General features: G+C 53.8%; 20 protein-coding genes, 1 tRNA gene and 1 pseudogene. 12 read left to right on the forward strand and 10 right to left on the reverse strand.

The features are described 5' to 3' along the window. Positions 1–54: 54 nt before the first annotated feature. Entirely contained in the window at positions 55–1,389 is a 1,335-nt protein-coding gene (gene gltX / locus D5366_RS07075; RefSeq protein ID WP_141492876.1) for a glutamate--tRNA ligase, read from the reverse strand. Between the two features lie 121 nt (positions 1,390–1,510). Here gltX and D5366_RS07080 point away from each other — a divergent pair, with 121 nt between their 5' ends. Then, entirely contained in the window at positions 1,511–2,635 is a 1,125-nt protein-coding gene (locus D5366_RS07080; protein WP_141492877.1) for a THUMP domain-containing class I SAM-dependent RNA methyltransferase, read from the forward strand. Positions 2,636–2,641: 6 nt separating this feature from the next. Here D5366_RS07080 and D5366_RS07085 read toward each other — a convergent pair whose 3' ends face one another. Continuing rightward, positions 2,642–3,313 carry a bactofilin family protein gene (locus tag D5366_RS07085; RefSeq protein ID WP_240775205.1) on the reverse strand — a complete coding sequence of 224 codons (672 nt, stop codon included), beginning with the start codon at positions 3,311–3,313 and terminating at the stop codon, positions 2,642–2,644. A 286-nt stretch (positions 3,314–3,599) separates the two neighbouring features. Here D5366_RS07085 and D5366_RS07090 point away from each other — a divergent pair, with 286 nt between their 5' ends. Beyond that, a complete protein-coding gene (locus D5366_RS07090) occupies positions 3,600–4,577 on the forward strand; it encodes an adenosine kinase (RefSeq protein ID WP_141492878.1) in 978 nt (325 codons plus the stop codon). 45 nt (positions 4,578–4,622) lie between these two features. Here the strand turns inward: D5366_RS07090 and D5366_RS07095 are convergent, their stop codons facing one another. The 5 genes and pseudogenes from D5366_RS07095 to D5366_RS07115 all read right to left on the reverse strand — a co-directional run bounded on the left by D5366_RS07095 (position 4,623) and on the right by D5366_RS07115 (position 11,155). Then, positions 4,623–6,761, reverse strand: coding sequence for a TonB-dependent receptor (locus D5366_RS07095; RefSeq protein ID WP_141492879.1), 2,139 nt, complete (start codon positions 6,759–6,761; stop codon positions 4,623–4,625). A 108-nt stretch (positions 6,762–6,869) separates the two neighbouring features. Further along, a complete protein-coding gene (hpnK, locus tag D5366_RS07100) occupies positions 6,870–7,694 on the reverse strand; it encodes a hopanoid biosynthesis-associated protein HpnK (protein ID WP_141492880.1) in 825 nt (274 codons plus the stop codon). Positions 7,695–7,708: 14 nt separating this feature from the next. Continuing rightward, positions 7,709–9,132 (reverse strand): annotated as a pseudogene (gene hpnJ / locus D5366_RS07105) (hopanoid biosynthesis associated radical SAM protein HpnJ). Positions 9,133–9,194: 62 nt separating this feature from the next. Further along, positions 9,195–10,376: a bacteriohopanetetrol glucosamine biosynthesis glycosyltransferase HpnI gene (gene hpnI / locus D5366_RS07110; protein ID WP_141492881.1), complete on the reverse strand. Its 1,182-nt coding sequence runs from the start codon at positions 10,374–10,376 to the stop codon at positions 9,195–9,197. A 56-nt stretch (positions 10,377–10,432) separates the two neighbouring features. Further along, positions 10,433–11,155 carry an ABC transporter substrate-binding protein gene (locus D5366_RS07115; protein ID WP_240775206.1) on the reverse strand — a complete coding sequence of 241 codons (723 nt, stop codon included), beginning with the start codon at positions 11,153–11,155 and terminating at the stop codon, positions 10,433–10,435. Between the two features lie 330 nt (positions 11,156–11,485). On the opposite strand from D5366_RS07115, the gene hpnH reads away from it, so the two are divergent. Together hpnH and D5366_RS07125 are read left to right on the forward strand one after the other, a co-directional pair. After that, entirely contained in the window at positions 11,486–12,673 is a 1,188-nt protein-coding gene (gene hpnH / locus D5366_RS07120) for an adenosyl-hopene transferase HpnH (RefSeq protein WP_141492882.1), read from the forward strand. A 134-nt stretch (positions 12,674–12,807) separates the two neighbouring features. Continuing rightward, positions 12,808–14,100 carry a hemolysin family protein gene (locus tag D5366_RS07125; RefSeq protein WP_141492883.1) on the forward strand — a complete coding sequence of 431 codons (1,293 nt, stop codon included), beginning with the start codon at positions 12,808–12,810 and terminating at the stop codon, positions 14,098–14,100. A gap of 1 nt (position 14,101) precedes the next feature. Here the strand turns inward: D5366_RS07125 and D5366_RS07130 are convergent, their stop codons facing one another. From D5366_RS07130 to D5366_RS07140, 3 genes are read right to left on the reverse strand one after another with little or no spacing between them, the layout of a single operon-like run. Beyond that, on the reverse strand, positions 14,102–14,491 hold the full coding sequence (locus D5366_RS07130; RefSeq protein ID WP_141492884.1) for a flagellar protein FlgN: 390 nt from the start codon (positions 14,489–14,491) through the stop codon (positions 14,102–14,104). Then, positions 14,488–14,787 (reverse strand): rod-binding protein, encoded by a 300-nt coding sequence (locus D5366_RS07135; RefSeq protein ID WP_141492885.1) that lies wholly within the window; start codon positions 14,785–14,787, stop codon positions 14,488–14,490. Before D5366_RS07135 ends, D5366_RS07130 begins: the two co-directional genes overlap by 4 nt. Then, positions 14,784–15,914, reverse strand: coding sequence for a flagellar basal body P-ring protein FlgI (locus tag D5366_RS07140; protein WP_141492886.1), 1,131 nt, complete (start codon positions 15,912–15,914; stop codon positions 14,784–14,786). The genes D5366_RS07135 and D5366_RS07140 overlap by 4 nt, the downstream gene beginning before the upstream one ends. Before the next feature lie 216 nt (positions 15,915–16,130). On the opposite strand from D5366_RS07140, the gene dksA reads away from it, so the two are divergent. From dksA to D5366_RS07180, 8 genes are all read left to right on the forward strand, one after another. Continuing rightward, positions 16,131–16,544, forward strand: coding sequence for an RNA polymerase-binding protein DksA (gene dksA, locus D5366_RS07145; protein WP_141492887.1), 414 nt, complete (start codon positions 16,131–16,133; stop codon positions 16,542–16,544). A gap of 53 nt (positions 16,545–16,597) precedes the next feature. Then, positions 16,598–16,672 (forward strand) — tRNA-Thr (locus D5366_RS07150). A 105-nt stretch (positions 16,673–16,777) separates the two neighbouring features. Beyond that, positions 16,778–19,411, forward strand: a complete 2,634-nt coding sequence (locus D5366_RS07155; RefSeq protein ID WP_141492888.1) for a penicillin-binding protein 1A — start codon at positions 16,778–16,780, stop codon at positions 19,409–19,411. A 61-nt stretch (positions 19,412–19,472) separates the two neighbouring features. Then, positions 19,473–20,604, forward strand: a protein-coding gene (prfB, locus tag D5366_RS07160; RefSeq protein WP_141492889.1) for a peptide chain release factor 2 whose coding sequence is annotated in 2 segments (ribosomal slippage) — positions 19,473–19,541 and positions 19,543–20,604 — 1,131 coding nt in all. Because the reading frame shifts where the segments join, the coding sequence is not laid out codon by codon here. A 391-nt stretch (positions 20,605–20,995) separates the two neighbouring features. Further along, positions 20,996–21,661: an energy transducer TonB gene (locus D5366_RS12135; protein ID WP_141492890.1), complete on the forward strand. Its 666-nt coding sequence runs from the start codon at positions 20,996–20,998 to the stop codon at positions 21,659–21,661. A gap of 159 nt (positions 21,662–21,820) precedes the next feature. After that, on the forward strand, positions 21,821–22,858 hold the full coding sequence (locus D5366_RS07170) for a MotA/TolQ/ExbB proton channel family protein (protein ID WP_141492891.1): 1,038 nt from the start codon (positions 21,821–21,823) through the stop codon (positions 22,856–22,858). 4 nt (positions 22,859–22,862) lie between these two features. After that, entirely contained in the window at positions 22,863–23,285 is a 423-nt protein-coding gene (locus tag D5366_RS07175; protein WP_141492892.1) for an ExbD/TolR family protein, read from the forward strand. A 67-nt stretch (positions 23,286–23,352) separates the two neighbouring features. Further along, positions 23,353–23,781 (forward strand): ExbD/TolR family protein, encoded by a 429-nt coding sequence (locus tag D5366_RS07180; protein ID WP_141492893.1) that lies wholly within the window; start codon positions 23,353–23,355, stop codon positions 23,779–23,781. The last annotated feature ends 2 nt before the right edge of the window (positions 23,782–23,783 follow it).

The raw sequence follows: 23,783 nt of genomic DNA on the forward strand, positions 1-23,783 counted from the left end.
AAAAAGCCTCACCTAAAGTGGGTGAGGCTTTAATTTTCGACTCAAGAAAATGTCTTAAGCACGAATTGCATCGTGTAGTCGTGATAAAACCCGCTCACGGCCCATCAGGGTTAGCAGTGTAGGTAGGTCAGGCCCGCTATCTTCAGCGGTTAACGCTAGGCGAAGCGGCATGAACAGCGCTTTGCCTTTGCGGCCAGTCTGCTCCTTGAGAATATTCGTCCAATCTTTCCATGTTGTTTCACCCCAAGGGTCTTCTGGCAATGTTTCCAGAGCTTTCTGCAGGAAGTCCCTGTCATCAGGCTGCGAAGGTGGAATGATTGCACCTTGGGTAACATCCCACCAATGTGGAATTTCTGCGGCAATATCGACGTTACCGCGTACAGCGTTCCAGAACTCTTCCGTCGCTTCTGCTGGGAGATGCGCTTTAGCCTGCTCGAACGGCAAGTTGTGCAGTGCTTTGCGGTTCAGCGCGAGAAGCTGGCGCATGTCAAAGCGCGCGGCAGACTTTGAAACGTGTGAGATGTCGTAAGAATCGATAGCTTCTTGGAGTGTGATGACATCCGGATCGTCCGAAGTGCCAACACGCGCCAAGTAGGACACGATGCTCATAGGCTCAATGCCGTCTGCGCGTAGGGACTTCAAACCAAGCGAGTCAAAGCGCTTTGAAAGCTTGCCGCCATCTGTGTCGAGCAGCAAGGGCAGGTGAGCAAACGTGAACGGAGCCGTTTTGCCGGTAATCGCTTCTGCGATGTCGATTTGCACGCCCGTGTTTGTGATATGGTCTTCACCGCGCATGATGTGCGTGATGCCCATTTCAAGGTCATCAATGACGGATGCAAGCGTGTAAAGAATCGTGCCATCAGCGCGGATCAAAACCGGGTCAGAGATGGCTGTCAGCTTTACGGAACATTCCCCCATGACGAGGTCGTTCCATTTTCTGCTGCCATCGGTCAGTTTGAAGCGCCAATAGGGGACCTTCCCGTTCGCTTCAGCACGTGCGCGCTGATCGGCGGTTAGTTTGAGCATAGCGCGGTCGTAAAGCGGTGGCTTTCCGGCGCGGATACGCATCTCGCGCTTGGCGTTTAGCTCATGTTCGCTTTCAAAGCAGGGATAGAGGCGGCCAGAGGCTTTGAGCTTCTCGATGGCAGCATCATAGAGGGCGCCCCGATCGGACTGGCGGGCCTCTTCATCCCATTCCAGGCCAAGCCATGACAGGTCGCGGCGGATCGCATCCACATATTCAGGGCGGCTACGGGATGTATCCGTATCGTCCATGCGGAGGATAAAGCGGCCACCGTGACGGCGGGCATAGAGGTAGTTAGCAACGGCCTGACGCGCGTTACCAACGTGCAGGTAACCAGTTGGGGAGGGTGCAAAGCGCAGTTTCATGCCGTCTTAATGCCTTATCGTTTTCGTGCTGGCCAGTGTGTTGTGCTGTGTAGCGCGTTATAGTGTGTTTTGCGTCATTTCAACATTGCTCCGCGCGTTGCTTCCTGTCATGCACGGCATCATGAAGACATCCACTGATTTCGAGATTTTTTTGGCGGCTCCTCCCGGGCTGGAAATGGTTTTGGCTGATGAAATTCGGCTCAAAGGCTTCAAGCGCCCCCGGATCGTGCCGGGGGGTGTAACCATTCGTGGAGGGTGGCCAGAAGTCTGGCGTGCGAATTTGTGGATTCGGGGTGCGAGTCGTGTGCTTGCGCGTCTAACATCGTTTCACGTGCGCCATCTGGCACAGCTGGATGATCTTGCCTGCGCGGTGGATTGGGCATCCGTGTTGCGCCCGGACGTGCCGGTATTTGTGGAGGCTCACTGCTCCGGATCACGTTTGTATCATAGCGGAGCCGTCTCGGAGCGTATTGGTCGGGCTATTCATAAAACGCTTGGAGCACCCCTCGCAGAAAGTGATGCAGCCGAGGTGGTTACGGTTATGGCGCGCATTGATAAAGATGTTTGCACGCTGAGCCTTGATACGTCCGGCGCGCTTTTGCACCGCAGGGGTTTCAAGCAGGCGGTTAACAAAGCGCCTATGCGTGAAACGATGGCTGCGCTTTTCCTCATGCGATGCGGCTTTACGGGAAATGAAGCAGTCGTAGACCCAATGTGTGGATCTGGCACATTTATTCTGGAAGCGGCGGAGATGTCGGCGCGTCTTAATCCGGGGCGTGGACGTTCTTTCGCATTCCAACATTTAGCGACTTATGACGCTGAGCGCTGGGAAATGATGCGCGGTGTAAAAAGCACACGTGACGGCGGCGCCATGTGTTTTGGGTATGATCGTGATGCGGGTGCAGTTCGCATGGCAGGCGAAAATGCCAAGCGCGCAGGAGTGAGCGACTCAGTTCATTTTGCACAGCAGCCTGTCAGTGCGCTTGAACCGCCGACTGAAAAGCCGGGATTAGTGATCGTAAACCCGCCTTATGGTGCGCGTATCGGCGAAGCAGAGGCTCTCATCCCGCTGTACCGGAGCTTTGGCAGAATAATGCGCGAGCGTTTCAGTGGCTGGCGTGTTGGAATGGTTAGTGCGGTTCCGCGCTTGGCGCATGAAACGGGCCTACCATTTGTTGCGCCAGAAGCGCCCATTCCTCATGGCGGCCTGCGGGTCAGTCTTTTCAGAACTGACCCACTTGCTTGAAGCGGCTTAAGAAGCGGCTTCTTCTGTCTTTTCTTCTGCGCTTTCAGCGGGTTCGCTGAAAGACGGACGAGGCGCTGAGCCTTCCGTAATCATTTCCAACTGACCTGTGATCTGGCCGCCTTCTTCAACTTGGAGGCGGCGGCATTTCGCTTTGCCGATCAGTCGGCCGCTGGCGCGGATCGTCAAGCTGCCATTGACAGTCAACGTGCCGTCCACCGTGCCTGCAACTTCTGCGTCTTCCACTTCAACAGCACCGCGGAATACGCCGCCCTGAGCCACTTCGAGCTCTGATGCAGTAATCAGGCTTGATTCGACTGTGCCTTCAACGACAAGGCGCTCAGCGTCTTGTACGGAGCCCTGAACGCTGATGCCACGGCCTACCACAAGGGTGCGGCGCTCTGGGCCGCTATGACGTGCCGCGCCGTGCGGGGTCACACCGGGGCGCGGTGCCGCGCCAGGAGCGTTGCCAGGAGAAGGAGGTGTAGGGAAGGGGGAGCGACCCATGGCTGCGTCCTTTGGATGTGAGGAATCTTGGTTTGGCTGTGCTGCATTGTCCGACGGGGCAGGCGCGTTAGACGTTTGCTGCGTATTCTGTTGTTGAGAGAAGATGGGTGGACCCGAGAGCTTGCTGTTCTCGGCAGACTTGGCGTCTTCTTCCGGTTTGCGTCTTCTGAACAAAGGAACCCCGCTACGGATCTGAAGGAAGGATACTTAGCCTCGGACGTGAATCCCAACAAACGCTAGAGGGCGCGGGCGGGACAAGACCTAAACTACGCTTACACGCTCTCGCCCTAAGCGGACAACCCGTTGAACGGTCGTAAAGAATTATTCTTCTGGGAATGTCATGACGAGGGGAAAGAGGAGGTGTGTTGGCGTGGGGCTAGAGAAGGTATAAAAACGTGTTGATTTGATGGCGCATCAACGTCTTTGAGCATAAATCTCCACTTTTGTTTCGGAAACTTGCATGTCTTCCTCTTTTGACCTTCTCTGCATCGGCAATGCTATTGTCGATATTCTCGCTGCTGTTCCACATGAGACGGTGGAAGCATTTGGTGCGGCTCCCGGCAGCATGACGCTTATTGATGCTGAAACAGCTCAAAGCATTCAGGCTCGCATCAGCGTTGAGCAAGTCGCCGGCGGTGGTTCTGGTGCGAATACGGCAGCGGTCGCAGCGCGTATGGGTGCGAAAGTGGCGTATTTGGGTAAAGTGGCGGCTGATCCGTCAGGTGATGATTTTGCCCGTGACATGAAAGCGCAAGGACTGCATTTCCCGTCCAGCCCTTTGACGGGAGCAGAGGCAGTACCAACGGCGCGTTGCATTGTCTTGGTGACACCGGACGGTCAGCGCACAATGTTCACATATCTCGGAGCATGCACAGAGTTCACCCCCGAAGACGTGGTTGCTGAAACAGTGCAAAGCGCCTCAATAACCTACCTAGAAGGCTATCTGTTTGATAAGCCGCAGGCGCAGGCGGCTCTCATCAAAGCAGCGGAACTCGCCCGGAAGGCAGGAAAGCGCGTCGCTGTGACGTTGTCCGATACGTTTTGCGTAGAGCGCCACCGTGACGCATTCCGTCAACTGATTGCCGAACATATTGACGTTCTTTTCGCCAATGAAGCCGAGTTGCAGGCTTTGTATCAGGTTGAAGATACAGACGCAGCTCTGGCTCTGGTCAGCAAAGACGTGCCTTTAGCGGCTGTGACGCGCGGCGCTGAAGGAGCTGTTGTCATGGCGGAAGGTGTCCGTCATGACGTGGCAACGCAGCCTGTAAAACTCGTGGATACGACAGGCGCAGGCGATGCTTTTGCGGCGGGTTTCATGGCAGGGTTGGCAAAAGGCCACTCTTTGCCGGTCTGTGCAGAGTTGGGAAATAAAGCGGCCGGAGCGATTATAACCCGCTTGGGCGCACGTCCGGCCGATGACTTCACGCTTCAAGCCTGAAGATCAGATGTTAGGCCGCATGAGATGCGGCCTAACGGTATTGAATTAGAAGCTGTTATCGAGGCCAACCATTACGGTCCGGCCTTGTCCCCAGCTATTACGCATCGCTGAGCCTGTCGGCGCGATGATGTAGCCTTGGTTCAAGAGGTTGACGGCATTGACTTGAAGGGTCGTCTGGCGACCAATCAGGTGAGGGATGCGCCATGAAGCAAAAGCGTCGACGGTAGCGTAACCAGGAACCTGATAGGAGTTTGTAAGCGTCGCGGCACGTGTGCCGACAAGGTGCACACCACCGCCTGCACGCATGCTGATGCCCTTCCAAGGGAGGGTGTCATGCCAAGTCAGGTATGCGCTGCCAGTGTGCTTAGGCACGCCGATAAGTGGCTTGCCGTTTGTTTGTGGCGTGTCCCGCATTGTACGTGCTTCTGTGAAGGCATAAGTCACAATAGCGCTGAAATGCTGCGTGATTTGTCCGTTCAGGCTCGCTTCCACACCCTTCGATCCAGCTAGGCCGGTCAAGCGTTGGATTGTGTTGCCTGAGCTATCTAGGCCCGCAGTCTGTAGAACGTTCTTTTTGTGGATGTTGTAAAGTGCGACATCCCCGGTGAGCCAGCCATTATCGTAACGCGCGCCGACTTCGAATTCGCGGCCTGATGTTGGCTTGTATCCGCCTTCAAGCGTGCTGCCAGTCGGCAATTGGTTTGCACCGAATGACTGAGAGTAGTCGCCGTAAAGTGAGACTGTTTTGAGAGGCTGCCATACGATTGCTGCAAAAGGCAGAGCCTTTTTGTAACTGGAGTTTGTGGTGATTCTGCGCGGAATACCTTGGCCGTACTTCAGTCTAAACCACTGGTAACGCACACCGCCACTGATGATAATTTGTTTGGTTACGTGGATATTGTCTTTGAAGTAGCCTGAAGCGCTGTTGATGTTTTGGTATAGGCCGCTGCTGGCAGGATTAACCGTTCCAACAGGTTTCACCAAACCATAGACAGGTGATGATGGGCGGAAGCCACCAATATTTGGGCCTTGATAGAAATTGCCTTGGTCCTGACGACGGTTTTCGTAGTCTACACCAGAAGTAATTTCGTGTTTCATACCCCATAGGTTGTGAGTGGCGATATAATCTAATGCAACGCTACCATTGGCACGAATAGTGCCGCCATTGGACCGGTAACGGCGTGTCAGGATACCGGTTTGAACGTTGTAGGCACTCGGGTCAGCCTGACGGTCATGGTAATCGTCATGGTTATAACCGCCAGAAAGACGCAGACGGTCATTCGCGCTGATACGGTAATTTGTTTGAGCAGCAACTAGGTGGCGCTGACCCCAAGATGCCGTCCATGTTTCATCCAAACGGTTTTTGGGGCCTGAAACAGGATTGTTCCCAACGAACACAGCACCACGATCGAGAGCATTATTATATTTTGCCCACTCATACGAGACCGATGCGTCCCAACGTCCTTGTGCCCAGTGCAGGGAAGGGGCGAGCAGCGTCTGGCGGTTGGAGCCAAAGTTACGCCAGTAGTTTTCGTTCCGGTACTGACCGACAAGGCGGAAGGACAATGTGTTGGATACAGGGCCCGTAGCATCGAAATGCCCGTTACCACCGCCGAGTGAACTCCACTGTGTGCCGATATCTGCACCCCAGTGAGGCTGCGGTGCTTTCGTCACGACGTTGATCACGCCACCCGGTTCCTGCATGCCGTAAAAGAGCGAGGCAGGTCCCTTCAGGATTTCTACACGCTCAGTGGTCGCTCCTTGGTAGTTGCGGCCTACTGGCATGCGGATGCCATCACGAAGAATGGACCCGTCGTCGATAGCGCCGAAGCCACGCTTTATGAGGGCATCTTGTGTGCCGCCAAAATTGTTACCGATTGAAATACCCGGCGCATACTTGGCCATGTCTTCCATCGTTGCCGGGGAGAAGTCGACGATTGTCTGGTGTGTAACAACGTTCGTCGTTTGGGTCTGCTGTAGGAACGGTGTGGCGCGCTTATCACCCATTGAGCTTTCTTCCGCCGTGTAGGTTCGGCGCTGTGCTTCAACGAGGTAATGTTCCTCTTTTTTATGAGATGTGTGTTTTACATGTGTTTTTTTAAGATGTTCGGGCGTCTCTGCCATAGCTGTACTACTAAGTAACAGCATGATGCAGGGCAGATGTTTTTTGTGACGAAAAAACATGGATTATTTCCGAATGAAATTGAGAATGGTTTTCATTAACCGGAAATTACAGAATCTTTAATCAGATAAATATTTCAAAAGATTGCCCCAATGAAACGGAGGGTAATTTTAAATGTCGTTCCAGCCGATGAGTTGGATGCCAGATTCGTCAAATGCTTTTCGGACATCATGTGAAAGGAGGGCGGCTAACTCCCCTTTTTGGTCATATCCCGGCATGTAGTAAGCCATTTCAGCATTCTGTGCTGTGGCGGGGTGAAAGTAGACTTCACTGATACCGTTCGGCAGGGATGGAATAAGTTTGGCAACGCGTTCAGGCGTCATTTTGCCGGACCACCGGAGTCCGAAACAGGAATCGTTAGTTTTGAGTTTTGCGCGGCGGATTTGTAACCGTAGGACTTGTGTCCAGTACCTCAAAGCGCGGTCGGGGAATTTTTCAGTTTCGCCAAAAGGCGCCGAAGGTTCCATTGGGGTACGAATTGCGGGGACGCCATGGTCTAAGCCCGCTTCTATGAGAAACCGCCCTACCGTCGGGTGCAAATGCATGTGTTTATGGGCATTGGCATGGTCCAGCGGAAGGCCCGTTTTTGCAAAGGCCCTGTATTGGGCTTTTATCTCGCGTCGGAGAGCGCGGCGTTGTGCCGGGCTGAAAAAATAACCGATGCCAAGGGCAAGTTGGTCACGGCCAAACCAGCCAATTGTATCGGTAATATCCGGGTCACGAAGAATAGATAACCCTTCAATGGCCACGGCGTGGAGGCCTACTTTGAGGGTAGGCATCCTTTTTGCGCGCTTTACAGCATCCGCAGCGGCATCCCCAGCCACCATCAAACTGGCGGTGGAGAGGATGCCTTCTTTATGAGCCTGCTCAATGGCTTCGTTGACTTCAACACTGAGGCCGAAATCATCGGCAGAAACGATTGCGCGGCGGGTCATAAAGTCTACTGATGTTAAGCGGCGTTACGATCTTTGAGGAACTGGAAGAATTCCACACCTTCGCGCAGGCGGCGCTTCATCATCTGAGGTGAGCGGATCATCTCATTGAGGATGGATGCGATCTTGGAGCCGCGGAAGTAGAATTTGCGGTAAAATTCTTCAACGCTCTCAAAGATTTCAGTGTGCGAAAGATGATCATAATGGAGCGGTGCAATCTGCACGCCGTTATCATCAATCAGTTCAGCCTCAGCAACGTTCAACCAGCCATTTTCGGTTGCCTGCTTGTGCAGGAATGTGCCGGGGTAAGGTGCTGCGAGAGAAACCTGCAAGGTGTGTGGATTGATTTCCTTTGCGAATTCAATCGTCTCTTGAATGGTTTCTTTCGTTTCGCCCGGCAGGCCTACGATAAAGGTGCCGTGGATTTTGATGCCCAGCTTATGGCAGTTCTTGGTGAACTCCTTAGCTGTTTCAACGCGCATACCCTTCTTAATGTTGTGAAGGATTTGCTGGTTGCCACTTTCATAACCAACGAGAAGCAGGCGCAGGCCATTTTCTTTTAGGATTTTGAGAGTGTCGTAAGGCACGTTTGCTTTGGCATTGCAGGACCATGTAACGCCCAGCTTACCCATTTCGCGCGCAATAGCTTCGGCGCGTGGCAGGTCGTCTGTGAAAGTGTCATCATCGAACATGAATTCTTTCACTTCTGGGAAGTATTGCTTCGCCAGACGGACCTCTGCAGCCACGTGTTCGGGGCTGCGTGTGCGGTAACGATGGCCACCAACGGTTTGAGGCCACAAGCAGAACGTGCAGCGGGATTTGCAGCCACGGCCTGTATAAATAGAGATGTAGGGGTGCTTCAGATAGCCAATGAAGTAGTCTTGGATGTTAAGGTCGCGCTTATAGACCTCAGTCACGAACGGCAGGCTGTCCATATCTTCAATCATCGCGCGGTCTTTATTCGCGATAATTTCACCTTCTGGAGTGCGCCAAGTGATGCCGTCAACCTCAGCGAGAGGCTTGCCTTCAGCGATTTCCTTAATCGTGAAATCAAACTCGTTGCGCGCAACGAAGTCGATTGGGCCGCCTTGCTCCATGCTCTCCTGTGGCTGGACAGCAACTTTTGCGCCTACCATGCCAATCATCAGCTTAGGATTTGCATCCTTCAGCATCTGAGCGACGCGGACGTCAGAAGCAAAAGATGGAGTAGAGGTGTGGATGATGACCAGGTCGCGGTTTTTCACATCTTCTAGGATTGGCTCCATGCCCATCTTGGCGGGGGGGCATCAATCAGGCGTGAGCCGGGAACTAGAGCTGCTGGCTGAGCCAACCACGTTGGGAACCAGAAGGACTTGATTTCACGCTTCGCCTGATAGCGTGAGCCAGCACCTCCGTCAAAACCGTCAAAGGAAGGGGGCTGGAGAAAGAGTGTTCTCATCATTGGCGAAGTCTCCATAAAATAACAGGCCCAGTGGCATAGTGGCGCATTTCAATATACGCCTTCTACGGACACTTAGAGACCGATGTCGTGTCTGACCGTTTTCTTTTAGCGATATGGACTGTTCTTCCTCGCCATGCAACGCGGGAGCCGCGTGCACTGCCGAGCATTATACTCGCGGAGAACCAGTCTCTTACGAGAAGAAGGGGTATAGACGCGGGAAGGGGGGTTTGGGTTGCATGGTCGATTGTGTAACTACCGGTTGCACGGATGCACCAGCTTGTTGCCAACAGAAGCCAAGACCAATGTGCCGTCGGCATGAACAGCACGGCAACAGTGGCCCAAAAAAGCGGAAGTTGAATTGCCGAGAGGCCGTAGCCTACGGGTTCTTCATTTTTGACTGTGCGGCCCCAGCGTAGTTCGTGGAGCAGCAAATCCCGAAACGACGTTTCGGATACAGTCGTGTGCGTTAGGGTCGGTGCAATCGCAATGTTTTGGCCGGTTGCGCGCACCAAACGGCCTAACTGGGCATCATCTGCAACATGGTCAACAAGGGCTTTAAGGCCGCCAATTGCCTCAAGCGTTGCGCGGCGCAAGGCCATGGTAGCGCCGAGGCAGTCTTGCCGTCCAAGGAGGCGTGACATCATCACACCGGGCAGAAAATTATGATTGATTTGGCACGCGCCCAATTGTTGGATGACAGTATTATTGCCCGGTTGCCCAGCATAGAGCGTAGTAACCAAGCCTGTGTCAGGTGCGTCAAACGTTGCAACAACCTGTTTCAGGTAGGTGGGACTGCATTGAATGTCGGAATCTGAGATCACAATAATGTGATGTCTGGCGCGGCCATACATGTTGATCAAATTGCCAACTTTACGGTTCGGCCCATGTTCGGTGGCGTCAATCACAATCTCGGCAGAGACGTTTGGATAAGCGGCCATCAACGATTCGACGACAGGCCGCGCCGTGTCATCCTCAGCATGCAAACCGAAGACGATCTGATAATGCGGGTAGTCTTGGTGGAAGAGGGATTCCAAGGCTTGTCGCAGTAATGGCTCGTCACCGTGAAGTGGCTTGAGCAGGGTTACGGCAGGCCATTCGCGTTGGTCATGAATGATTTCAGCTTGGTCGGCTTTTTCATGCTTCCGAAAGCGGTGGAGCAGGATGGCGCCAATCAGTGCCTGCGCGTTGCCAGCGAAGGAAACTGCTGAACAAAACGCGGCAGCGAAGAAGGAGGGAGATAACACAGCCTAATCTTGGGAAGGCTGTGTCAGGATATTAGGAAGCACGATTGAATACCCGCCTAGTCGCGCAGGAAACGCGCGGTTTTGCTGTCGAGCAGGTCAGCTAGTGCGCTGGCCCCACCTTTGGCGAGCGCAGAGCTGAAATCGGCGCGTTGAGCGGCGACTTGGCTTATATGCGCGTTGAGCAGTACGTCCGTCGCCCGCCAGCCCGTGGCACCTTGAGTCATGACATAGTTGATCGGGGTTGGCGCGTCTGAGCCCCCGCCGATGGTTGTGTCCACGATTTGGCCGCCGGACGGATTGGGACGGGTCTGCGGTAAAAGCGTGAAGACAGCACCTGTGCCGGGCTTAAAGGAGGAAGCATAGCGCGCGACTGTAAACTGGCGGAAGGATGCCACTAGTCGTGCCTTGTCCGCGCTTGAAAGGCCGTCATAGCGATAGCCGACTGAGCGGCGCAGAATGGCTTCCAAATCAAAGGCTTTATCAACCGCAGGGGATAAAATGGCGACCCGCTTTTGTGCAGTGCTGCCGGTGGTCTGAGCAGAGCGCAGTGCGTTGTATAATTCGCGGATGGGGGCGGATGCATTTTCCGCCGCTGGCGCGGAGGGTGTCGCTGCGGCGGCGACCTGAGCTGATGCCTCTGGCGCACTGCCAAGGGTAGCCAGTGTGCCAATAGCCAAGGCGGTGCTCAGCAGGAAACGTGGGAAGCGGCTGGAAATGCTTGGAATCATGGAAAGTGCTTTCGTCCTCAACGGCGCATTTTGCAAGAGTTCGTGTGCCATGCGCTGAAAATCAACCCGTATTTTGGGTGGCATAGGTGCTAGCTGAGGCAAAAATGTGATGAATATGCCACAGGAAGCAGGGTAATGGGCTCGAAGAACATTGAGAGGTGTGACGCTCTCGGGGTATAGCCGTTGGTAAATGATTGCTGGGTATTCTGGAAGGAGCGTTTCAACGCTGCACCTTTCAGACAGGCGATGTCTGCCAATACGCTTTTTTGCATAAAGACGTAACAGCAGGTACTTGTTACCGAAGTGATCGATGTCAAAGTAAGGCGCTAGAGTTTTTTAACCCCAATGGGTACCTCTGGTGTCCAGAATCTGAGGATTAGAATGGCCGTACCCTTGATGCAGGCTGTCCGGGTCGGACGGTACGTTGTCAAACAGCACCTTACGGGTCGGAAGCGGTATCCGCTGGTGCTAATGCTTGAGCCGCTGTTCCGTTGTAACTTGGCCTGCGCTGGCTGTGGTAAGATTGATTACCCTGCGCAGATCCTGAACCAACGTATGAGCGTACAGGAATGTTTGGACGCGGACGCCGAAGCGGGCGCACCGGTCATTGCTGTGGCAGGTGGTGAGCCTCTGCTGCACAAAGACATGCCCACGATCATTAAGGGGCTGATTGCACGTAAAAAATACGTGTATCTGTGCACTAATGGTCTTCTGCTTGAAAAGAAGCTGGACGATTACGAGCCTTCGCCGTTCTTCTCGTGGGATATCCACTTGGATGGCGACAAGCTGATGCACGACTCGTCAGTGTGTCAGGAAGGCGTATTTGAACGTGCGACGGCCGCTATCCGCGCCGCGAAGGCACGTGGCTTCCGCGTGTCGATCAACTGCACGTTGTTTGACGGAGCGATGCCAGAGCGCGTTGCTGCCTTCTTCGACGAAGTCATGGCGATGGGCGTTGACGGTATCATGACGGCTCCGGGCTACGCTTATGAGCGTGCGCCTGATCAAGAGCACTTCTTGAACCGCCAGAAAACCAAGCAGCTTTTCCGTGACGTTTTCCGTCTGGGCAAGGGCAAGAAATGGCGCTTTACGCAGTCTCCTTTGTTCCTGAACTTCTTGGCTGGTAACGAAAATTACCACTGCACCCCTTGGGGCAAGCCGCTACGTACAGTCTTTGGCTGGCAGCGCCCCTGCTACCTATTGGGTGAGGGATATGCCAAGTCCTTCAAAGAGCTGATGGAAGACACAGCTTGGGAGCAATACGGCACAGGCGCTTACGAAAAATGCGCTGACTGCATGGTGCACTCCGGCTACGAATCTACGGCTGTTATGGATGCTGTTCGTCGTCCTTGGCACATTGCGAAGGTTGCGTTGTTCGGGCCAGAGACAGAAAAGCCAATGGTGCCTGAGATCTCTCTCGCGAACCAACGCTCTGCAGAATACGATTATGATGCACAGGTTGCGCAGCAGATGGAGCGCCTTAGCACGAATGGTAAGCCTGCACGTGGCCCACGCGTACGCGTGAATGGACGCGTTGCAGACGCTGTTACGGCAAACGCTGCGGACTGATCATTTTAAGTCCTGTTTGGAAAAAGCCAGCCCATTGTGGCTGGCTTTTTTTATGTGGTTACTTCGTGTTGCTCTAAAATATAGCGTTTTTCAAACGAACCTCGTATGCTGATAGGCATGATATCGGTTCGATTATGCTAACCCCTATCCTGATTATTGGTTTGCTCATTCTCATCAACGCTGTGTTCGCGATGGGAGAACTGGCACTTATCTCTGCCAAGAGGCCACGGCTTGAGGTCTTGGCGCGGCAGGGGGTAAGCGGGGCTGCGGCCGCATTGCGGCTTTCAGAAAATCCTCATTCTTTTTTGCCGACTGTTCAGGTCGGTATGACCCTCGTGTCAATTTTGGAGGGGACTTTCGGCGGTAGCGCAATTGAGGCGGGAGTACGCGAGAAAATCGTACTTATTCCGTTTCTGCGCCCTGCCGCGGACGAGATTTCGGCCGTCCTTGTTGTTGCGTCTATTACTTTTGCAATGTTGGTCTTTGGCGAGTTGGTGCCGAAGCAAATCGCATTGCAAAAGCCCGAACGTATTGCGGCACGCCTGTCGTGGCTGTTGGTTGCCGTGGCAAGGGTGGCGCAGCCGATTGTCTGGCTGTTAAGTGGTGCGTCCTCCTTGGTATTACGCCTGCTGCGTGTCGGCTCAATGCCGCGTGCTGCTGTGACGGAGGAAGAGCTCAGAGCTGTTTTGGCGGAGAGTGCCCGCGCCGGCGTATTGGAAACGGACGAGCAATTTATGATTGAGCGTTTGCTTCGTCTTGCGGACCGGCCTGTCCGAGCAATCATGACGCCTAGGAATGAGCTATTTTGGGTAGACCGTGATGCTGACGAAGACACGTTGCTTCAAAAGTTGCGGGACTCTCGACATGCCAGAATTGTCGTTTGCGAAGGGGATGTAGACCATCCGATTGGTGTTATCCTTGCAAAGGACATCATGGATCGGCTTTTGCAGAAAAAATCCATCTCTGTTGATGCTGTGTTGCGCACGCCACCGGTCATTCCAGATAGTTTGAGCGCGCAAGATATGATTGAGCGTATGAGGGGTGTGAACCTCGGTATTACGTTCGTTCTGGATGAATACGGCTCGTTCGAGGGTATTGTGACGGCGTCGGACGTGTTTGAGGCGATCGTCGGGGAAGAAGCGGTTGAGACTGGTATTGCCGAGATACAAGCAACACCCGGAGAGGAAGAATACCTCTTCGACGGCTTTATGCCCGCAGATGAGTTGCGCAGCCGCCTTGATCTTGCATCGTTGCCGGGCGGTGGCAGCTATCACACGTTAGGCGGTATTTTGCTGGCTATGTTGCGCCGTGTGCCAGCCGTCGGGGATAAAGTGGCCTTCGAAGGATGGCTCTTTGAGGTTCTCGAAATGGACCGGCGCAGGGTTGCGAAAGTGAAAGTCAGCCGTCAGGTGCTTGCGCAAAATTAGCTCAAGCATTGCTGACGAAAAAAGGCGCATTGCTGTTTGTGTGCGATGGGGTGTAGAGGCCCTTTTGCCCATAGCCTTGCGCCTCAGACTGTGACGCCGATGATGTCAGTAATTCTATTACATGGCGTTGTGCCGAGATTGCGCGGTGAAGCAACTCCCCATTGCGCTCACTCAAAGCCTCAAACTCGTCCAGTAATGCTTGGTAGGGGCTTGCTGTGTGCGCACCATCACGCTGAGGCACATTGGCGATGGCTTCGGTTAACGCAGCCGCAGCAGCTTCTTTTTGAGGAAGGAGCGCCAAGGCAGCTGAAATATTGGCTTTCTCCAAAGCGCTGTTTTCAGATTTGAGAATGGCGAGAAGAGCCGCAAGGCGAGAAATAATCGTGTTCATGCCTGCTCCTGCATGGCGAGCATCTGTTTTTGTATAACGTCGCTCAGGCCAATACCGCCGTTTTGTTCCATGCTGTGGGCAATTTGCTCAACCAACATGGGTTTGAACTGCTTTTCACCAATGCCTCCGTTGAACATGCTTCCGCTGTTGTCATCCGTTTCAAACATGGGTTGCAGCATTTGGTTAATGGCCATTGCTTCGAAGTCATGAGCAGCTTTGGTAGTTTTCTGCTCCAAAGTAGAGCTTGCTCCGACTGAAGGAGTTTGGACTGGAGTGATGAGCGAAGCGCCTGTCATCGAATTTCCAATTCTGCTTGCAAGGCTCCGTCTGCCTTGATGGCCTGAAGGATGCTGATGAGGTCGCGGGGGCCAACTCCTAAGGCATTAAGTCCGGCTACCAAATCGTGTAGGGTTGTGCCGCTTGGCATAACGGTGAGATGGTGGTTGTGTCCGGTATCTACAGCGACATTTGTGCGCGGGACGACCGCTGTTTGACCATTCCCAAAAGGGCCGGGCTGGGAAACCGCCGGAGTTTCCGTAACCTGGACGGTAAGGTTGCCTTGCGCGATAGCAATCGTACTGATGCGTACATTGGCTCCCATAATAATGGTGCCGCTGGCCTCATCAATAATCACTTTGGCTGGGGTGTCAGGAGTTACGGTTAAATCGCCAATCCGGGCCAGTGTCGATACTGGGTCACTGTTTGAGAGATCTATGTTTATGGTCCGAGGGTCTTCCAATGTAGCGATATGTCCGAATGTCCGATTGATTACGGCGCTGATGCGGCTGGCTGTCGTCAGGTCCGGGTTGCGGAGGCTGAGGTGCAAATTTTGACGGTTTTTGAGGTTGAAGGGCACCTCCCGTTCTACAATTGCGCCATTGGCGATGTGGCCGCTTGTTGGGACATTGCGTGTGATAGACGCTGCAGCACCACGCGCGCTGAAGGCGTTCGTCACCATGCTTCCCTGAGCGACTGCGTAGACTTCACCATCAGCAGCCATGAGAGGTGTGACTAACAGCGTGCCACCTGTAAGGGATGTGGCATCGCCCACAGCAGAAATGGTGACGTCAATGCGGTTGCCGCCATGTGCGAAGGGCGGGAGGTCAGCTGTGACCATAACGGCGGCGACATCGTGTGTCTGCAATTGACGCTCTTGGTCGCGGATATTGACCCCTAGGCGGTTCAACATAGAGATCAACGTTTCGCGGGTAAAAATGGAGTTGGTTAATCGATCTCCACTACCATTCAGGCCGACAACCAGACCGTAGCCGATGAGCTGGTTGCTACGCACGCCTTCCATATCGGTAATGTCTTTTATTCGAACGGTTGCCGCTCTACTGTGGCAGGGAAGTAAAGAACATAATAAAAAAATAGCAAAAAATATTCCTAAGCGTTTCACAATATGGTGGCATTGGTGCGGCATAGGGGAGGATTATGTCCTGACATGAGGGGAAAACGAACGGTCAGGAAAAATTTTGCCCCTACAAAGTAAATTAATTACTAATATGAGCGTGATTTTATCTGTTTTTGTCTTTTGTGGTGGGCTTGGCGAAAGCGCCGCTGGTGGTTATAAGCCGCTCGAGGTCACTCATGGGTGGCGACGCCGAATTTGCGGCAGGATTGCAGGGATTGGATGCGCATGATTACGTTGCCGCCGGACTATACCCCTTCCGACGACGAAGAGTTCATGAACCCGCTTCAGGTCGAATATTTTCGCCAAAAGCTGCTGCGTTGGCGCGCAGAGTTGCTGAAGGAAGCAGACGGAACGCTGGCCAGCCTCTCTGAAGGTGGTATTCACGAATCCGATATTTCTGATCGGGCAAGTGTCGAGACGGATAGGGCTTTTGAATTACGGACACGCGACCGTGCTCGTAAGCTCATTACTAAAATCAACATGGCTCTTCAGAAGATTGAAGACAATGTTTACGGTTACTGTGAAGAAACCGGTGACCCTATCGGCTTGAAGCGCCTTGAGGCGCGTCCCATTGCGACTCTGTCGATTGATGCCCAAGAACGTCACGAGCGGATGGAAAAAATTCACCGCGACGACTAATTGGGGGTTGCGCTTGGCGCGGTTAAACGATACGAACCCCGCCAAGACAACAGGCTGCTGTAGCTCAGTGGTAGAGCACTCCCTTGGTAAGGGAGAGGTCGCGAGTTCAATCCTCGCCAGCAGCACCAGTTCTCTCCTTTAAATCAAAAAATTGGCGGATACGTCTCGTTTCTGAAGCAGATTCGGCGTTAGAAGGGGCGACGGCGCGCCTGAACGATGTTATCAAACGCTTTATGACGCATCCTCGCTATCGCTCCCGTCATCCACATGACAATAAGGGTCGGCCAATAATACGGCCGCGTTTTCGTCGTTTCCGTCAGGCTTTGGCGGTGACCGCTGGCGTAGGGCTAGTCGGTGCGCTGGGGGCAGGCGTCTTGGCCTGGGCAACATATGCTAAGTTGCTTGCAGATCTGCCAAGTATAGACAGTTTGCAGATTTACCAGCCGCCTACCGTCAGCCGTATCTATGCTTCTGACGACCAGCTTATGGCTCAACTCGCCAAAGAGCGCCGGATATTCGTACCGATTGACGCGATACCCGACCGGGTGAAGAAAGCGTTCCTCGCGACAGAAGACCATAATTTCTACAGCCATGGCGGTGTAGACATGATGGCTATTGCGCGTGCGGGTGTGACGGATTTGTTTGCGCGCCATGGACGGCGCCCATTAGGGGCTTCGACTATTACGCAGCAGGTAGCGAAGGTCATGCTGTTAAACAGCAATGTCCTTACGCTTGAGCGTAAGTTCAAAGAAGCGCTCCTTGCGATTAAGATGGAAGAGGTGTTGTCCAAGGACAAGATCCTGGAGATCTATCTTAACGGTATTGACCTTGGGAATGGTGTATTCGGCGTTGCTGCCGCAGCACAGACATACTTCAACAAACCTCTAGACCAGCTTACCGATGCGGAAGCTGCCTCACTGGCGGCTCTCCCGAAGTCACCAACGCATTATAATCCTTATTTGCATCCCCAATCGGCCCTTATTCGACGGAATTTGGTGCTGGATCTTATGGTTGAGAATGGGGTTCTCTCACGCGAGCAAGCGGATCAGGATAAGCAAGAACCGCTTCTGCCAGAGCGAAGCCCGCGATTTGGACCGCTTGCAGATTCTGAATGGTTTGGTGCCGAGGTGCGCCGCCAGCTTATCGGTCAGTACGGTGAGGACAGGGCGTTAAACGGCGGACTGGAAGTACACACAAGTCTTGACCAGTCTCTGCAATCGGCCGCGACGCGTATCCTGCGCGAAGGGCTGGTGACGTATGATCGGGCAAGGACAGGTTGGCGCGGCCCGGTACGTCACGTCGATAACGTCACAGATTCTAACTGGACAGCCCAACTCGACCGGATTGTAGCGCCCTCAGGTATGCTGCCCGAATGGCGGCTTGGAATGCTCTTACCCGGCGGTACGCGTGTCGGATGGGTGGAACATGGTGTGCCCCGTATCGCCACGCTACTGTGGTCAGATATTGTTTGGGCGCGGCGCATGCGCTTGATACAGGCCGGTGATGCCATCATGGTGCAGCCTCAACCAAATGGCACTGTCTCCTTGCGGCAAATCCCGCAGGTAGAAGGCGCTGCGGTTACGATGGACGCCAGAACCGGGCGCGTTTTAGCGCTGGTCGGCGGGTGGTCTTTCAGGGAAAGTCAATTTAACCGTGCAACGCAGGCGCTACGTCAGCCCGGTTCGTCTTTTAAGCCTTTCGTTTATCTGGCGGCGATGGAGCAGGGCATTGCTCCTTCTGAAAAGTTTGACGACTCTCCTATCTCATATGGCAACTGGCATCCGCGCAATTACGAGCACGATAACTGGGGACCAACGACCCTGCACGATGCCCTCCGTGAGAGCCGTAACCTTGTAACCATTCGTGTTGCGGCACATCTGGGCATGAAGGCTGTGGCCGAAACCGCAGAAAAGGCAGGGTTGGTCGACAAGATGCCGCGTGTGCTTCCTGCGGCTTTGGGCGCAGTAGAGACTACCGTGCTTAAAGAGGCAGCGGCCTACGCCAGTATTGCTAATGGTGGGCATGTTGTGCAGCCCAGCTTGATTGATGACATTCAGGACCGGGCCGGAGATGTCTTGTGGCACTCAACGGCTCTTGCCCTAAGCTCTGGTCAACAACAGCCACCAGCGCCAGCAGACAGCGCGACGTCACCAATCGTACCAGTTGGGGGTGCGGCAAATGCTGCAACATTGCCGACTGCCCCAACAGCTGCGCCGGTCGTCTCAGGGCCGCCAGTGCCGTTGCTTACGGACCAAAGGCCAGTGTTGGCCAGTGAAGCAAGCTCCTATCAGGTTATAGGAATGCTAAAAGACGTGATTGCGAACGGTACTGGTCGCCTTGCCGGTGAGGGGATTGACCGCCCTATCGCGGGTAAAACAGGGACAAGCCAAGATTTTCACGATGCATGGTTTGCGGGTTTCTCGCCGGACATCGTTACGGTTGTTTGGGTAGGATTCGATACACCTGAAACTCTGGGTAAAAATGCGGATGGTGGGCGTATTGCCGCGCCTATCTGGAATAAAATCATGAAAGTTGCGTTGGCCGATAGGCCGCGCGTTGATTTTCGCGTTCCGTCTGACATTGTTCTGGCGCGTTACAATACGGGCCGAATTGAAGCTGTTGATGGCTTTAAATCAGATCAGGTCCCGGGCGAATCTGTGGCCTTGCATGGGTTCGGTGCTGGTACTGAAGCGCTTACGGCAACAGATACGGGTGCTGATTCCGTCGTGTCTGACAGCGAAAACGATATGGGTAATGCTCCAGCCAATACTGGGGCATCAACTGCGCACACGTCTCAGCCCAATGCCCCGGCACCCCAAAAACCGGATTCGGGTGAGGGTGACATCGGCGTCGGTGGGTTGTACTGAGGGGCGCTTTCGTTGCGGGCGCACCATTCTGGTGTAGCCCTCTTTGCGAATGGAGAAAAATATGTCGGCCGAAACTGAGGCCCTTGCGGAGCAAATCAAGCAGTCGGTGGCACTGCTGAGGAGGCATCTTTAACTGGGATGTTTCTAAAACCCGGCTTGAAGAATTAAACCACCGCGCTGAAGACCCCGAGCTTTGGAATGACGCCACTGCGGCGCAAAAGCTGATGCGTGAGCGCACCACGCTAGCTAACCAAATCGAAGGTGTTGAACAAATCGAGGAAGAGGTCAGTGCGACCCTTGAACTCGTCGAATTGGCCGAAATGGAAAATGATGAAGGGATGGTCAAAGAAGCTATCTCTGCGTTGAGGGCCATTGCTGAGGACGCGCGCAAGCGTGAAATCGAAAGCCTTTTGTCGGGTGAGGCGGACGGTAACGACTGTTACCTCGAAGTGAACTCGGGTGCAGGCGGTACGGAAGCCCAGGATTGGGCTCAGATGATCCTGCGGATGTACACCCGTTGGGCAGAGCAGCACGGCTACAAGGTCACGTTCATCGAAAGCAGTGAAGGTGAACAGGCAGGTATTAAATCAGCGACGATTCAGGTCAGTGGGCCTAACGCCTATGGCTGGATGAAGACCGAGGCCGGTGTGCACCGTCTTGTTCGAATTTCGCCGTTTGACTCAGCGGCCCGTCGCCAGACGTCCTTCGCATCGGTTTGGGTCTACCCTGTGGTAGATGATTCAATCGAAGTCGAAGTAAACGATTCAGACCTGCGTGTAGACACATTCCGTGCATCAGGTGCAGGTGGTCAGCACGTTAACAAAACGGACTCCGCTATCCGTATTACGCACATACCGACCGGTATTGTCGTTGCGTGCCAGACGGACCGCTCGCAGCACAGAAACCGTGCTAAGGCTATGGAAATGCTGCGTGCGCGCCTATACGAGGCGGAGTTGCAGAAGCGTGAAGCTGCCGCTGCGCAGACGGAAGCTGCGAAAACCGATATTGGTTGGGGGCACCAGATTCGTTCCTATGTACTGGCACCTTACCAGTTGGTTAAGGACCTTCGTACAGGGGTGGAAAAGGGTAATCCTGACGCTGTGCTGGATGGTGCATTGGACGATTTCATGTCTGCATCATTGGCGCAAAGGGTTGGTGCAACACGTTCGGAAGCCAGTGCCTCTGCTCAATAAATAGGCAGGGTCCGATCTGAGCGTTCGAATCTAAATTCCGTTATAATTTGTTAAGAACGGCCACCCCCAGAAGGTGGCCGTTTTTTTTGCCATAATGATTTAAAAAAAGCTTTTATGTGGTGAAAAAGCATCGAAAATTGCCATCGGAGGTCCTCAAAAAGCCTAAATGTTTTAAAAAGATGACAGTTTCACAAATTTGAAATGAACTATCGACTTGACACATTGCGGTGAAGCCTGCCCAATTAAGCATATCGGGTATGTGTGCAAGGCATGTGACGTTCATGCAGAATTGTCTTGCGCATTGTCTGCTAAAAAGCGTTCGATCGTTCGTCACATGTTTTGAAATATGTGCCGATTGCTTATTGTCAGTGAGGGGTAAGAAGGTTTCGACATGAAGAGCTACGCCGCACAGCAGCGCAAGCCGGCAGATTATCTTGTCGCAATCATCGTAGCCGCGCTGGCTATGGGCGGCATCGTCTATGCGCTCATGAGCGGTGCTGTGGGCAAGCTCACCCACGAGCAGCCGCCGATCAAAACTGAAGTGATCAAAGAGCAGCCAAAGCCGCCGCCGCCACCGCCACCGCCGCCACCGCCGCAGATGGAACAGCCGCCGCCGCCGTATATTCCGCCGCCGAAGATCAGTGTTCCGCCGCCACCGAAGGCTGTGCAACGTGTAACACACACGAAGCCGCCGCATCCGGTACCGCCGAGCCCGACGCCGACACCAGTGCCGACGCCAGCTCCGCCTTCACCGAACCCGGTCCCGGCAGTTCCTGACCACAGCGCAGGCGCACGCCCAATTAACGGGGCAAAGCCTGAGTATCCGGAAGAAGCTCAAGAAGAAAACCGCGAAGGCAAAGTAACCGCCAGCTGCGATATTCTTCCAACGGGTTACACAGCAAACTGTCAGATCGTCAGCTCAAGCGGTGGTCACGAGTTTGTTGAAAGCGCGCTCGAGTTCCTGCGTAAAGCAAAGTATCAGCCTGCGATTGTTAATGGTGCACCAGTTACAGAGCATCATCACATTCTGCACGTTGACTTTAATCTGGGCGACTAAAACGCAAGCTCAGGCTTCGATGATTAAGGTTTCCTCTTCCTAGTCAGGTTTTTCTGGCGGGAAGAGGAATTATAAAAATTCGGCTCTGAAACATATTTTTTGAGCTGCCAAGTTTAAGATCGCTCGGCTCCGAGCATTTTAGTTGAGGATATGGAGTTCATGACCAGACTGTTCCGCCTTCCCGCTCTTGCTGCTCCTACGAAGGCGCGTGCCGTTCGGGCCAGCGCTATGGCTCTGACGCTGGCTCTGGCGACGGGCGCTGTAGCACCTGCTATCAGCTATGCTCAGGATGCTTCCCAGAACGCAGCACCTGCGACGGCTCCAGCTGATCAGTCAGCAGCACCTGCTGCTCCTGCACCAGCAGCTCCTGACGCAGCTGCACCAGCAGCGCCTGCGCCTGACGCAGCCGCACCAGCAGCTACACCAGACGCTTCAGCACCAGCTGCAGCTGAAAAAGTTGCACCACCAGCTGAAGACACAGCACCAAAGGGCAACCCATACGGCCTCGGCGCTCTGTGGGCGAATGGTGACATCATCGCACGTGGCGTGTTGATCATCATGGTCATCATGTCAGCTGGTACCTGGATCATCATGGTCAGCAAATTCCTTGAGCAGGCACGTGTGCTTTCTGCTGCAAAAGAATCTGCTCGTGAATTCTGGGCGAAGCCTTCAATCCAAGAAGGTGCGGCTGCTCTTAAGGCATCTTCTCCTTTCCGCTACATTGCCGAAACAGGCATTGTGGCTGCTGAGCACCACGATGGCTCAATGCGTGACTCGATCGACCTGCACTCATGGACCGAAATGTCCATCTCTCGTTCAGTCGAGACGGTAAACACACGTCTGCAAGGTGGCCTCGCATTCCTTGGTACAGTTGGTTCAACGTCTCCGTTCGTTGGTCTGTTCGGTACCGTTTGGGGTATTTACCACGCTCTGACAGCTATCGGTATTTCCGGTCAGGCTTCTATCGACAAGGTTGCAGGCCCAGTTGGTGAATCCTTGATCATGACAGCTATCGGTCTTGCAACGGCTGTTCCTGCTGTTCTGGGTTACAACTTGCTGGTTCGCCGTAACAAGGGCGCTATGGACCGCATCCGTAACTTCGCAGCTGACGTTCAGTCCATCCTGATTGGTGGCTTCCGTCACGGTTCTTCACCAGAAGCAGGTAAGATGGCTTCTTCAACCAGCAACCGAGGCTAATCCCATGGGAATGAACGTCGGAGGAGGCGGCGGTGACGACGAGGTGGTGTCGGCTATCAACACCACTCCCCTCGTCGACGTCATGCTGGTGCTGCTGATCATCTTCTTGATCACGATCCCTGTCGCAACACACACTGTTAAGTTGAAGCTGCCGGTTGATGCCAATCAACCGACGCAGACGAAGCCGGGCAACGTTGTGTTGGCAGTGACTGCAAATGGACAAGTGTTCTGGGATACAACACCAGTACGCTCACGCGACGAGTTGCTGAACCGCTTGGTTACAGTTGCTAAGAAGCAGCCACAGCCACAAATTCAGGTTCGTGGTGATGGCGCAGCAAAGTACATGGCGGTCGGTCAGGTCGTAGCTACGTGCCAAGAGGCAGGCATCGCTCACGTGGACTTCATCACTGAGCAACCTCACTCGTAAGGTTGGTCGCAGGGTCTGAAATTCAGGCCCTGCGCTCCCTTCAGTTTTTTTAGGAAGGACCGCCGACATGGGTATGAACGTTGGAAGCAGCTCCGAAGACGAAGGTATCGTCGATATCAACACCACGCCATTGATTGACGTGATGTTGGTGCTGCTGATCATGCTTATCATTACCATTCCGCTGCAGACGCACTCCATTGCGATTGACCTGCCGCAAGGTAACCCGCCTCCGTCAAACGAGCAGCCAAAGCTGGTGACGGTTAGCATTGGTTACGACAACAGCATTAGCTGGAACGGTGAAGCGATTGATTCAGAGGCGTCTCTGCAATCTCACATGGCTTCAGCTGCGTCAGAAGCGACCCAACCAGAAATGCATATTCACCCTGACCGTCTTGCAGATTATAAGACGGTTGCTCATGTTATGGCTGATGCACAGCGCCTTGGTGTCACGAAACTTGGCATCGTTGGTCTGGACCAGTTCATGGAAGGACAGTAATT

Source organism: Neokomagataea tanensis (genome assembly GCF_006542335.1).
In the GTDB taxonomy this organism is placed as follows: Bacteria; Pseudomonadota; Alphaproteobacteria; order Acetobacterales; family Acetobacteraceae; genus Gluconobacter; species Gluconobacter tanensis.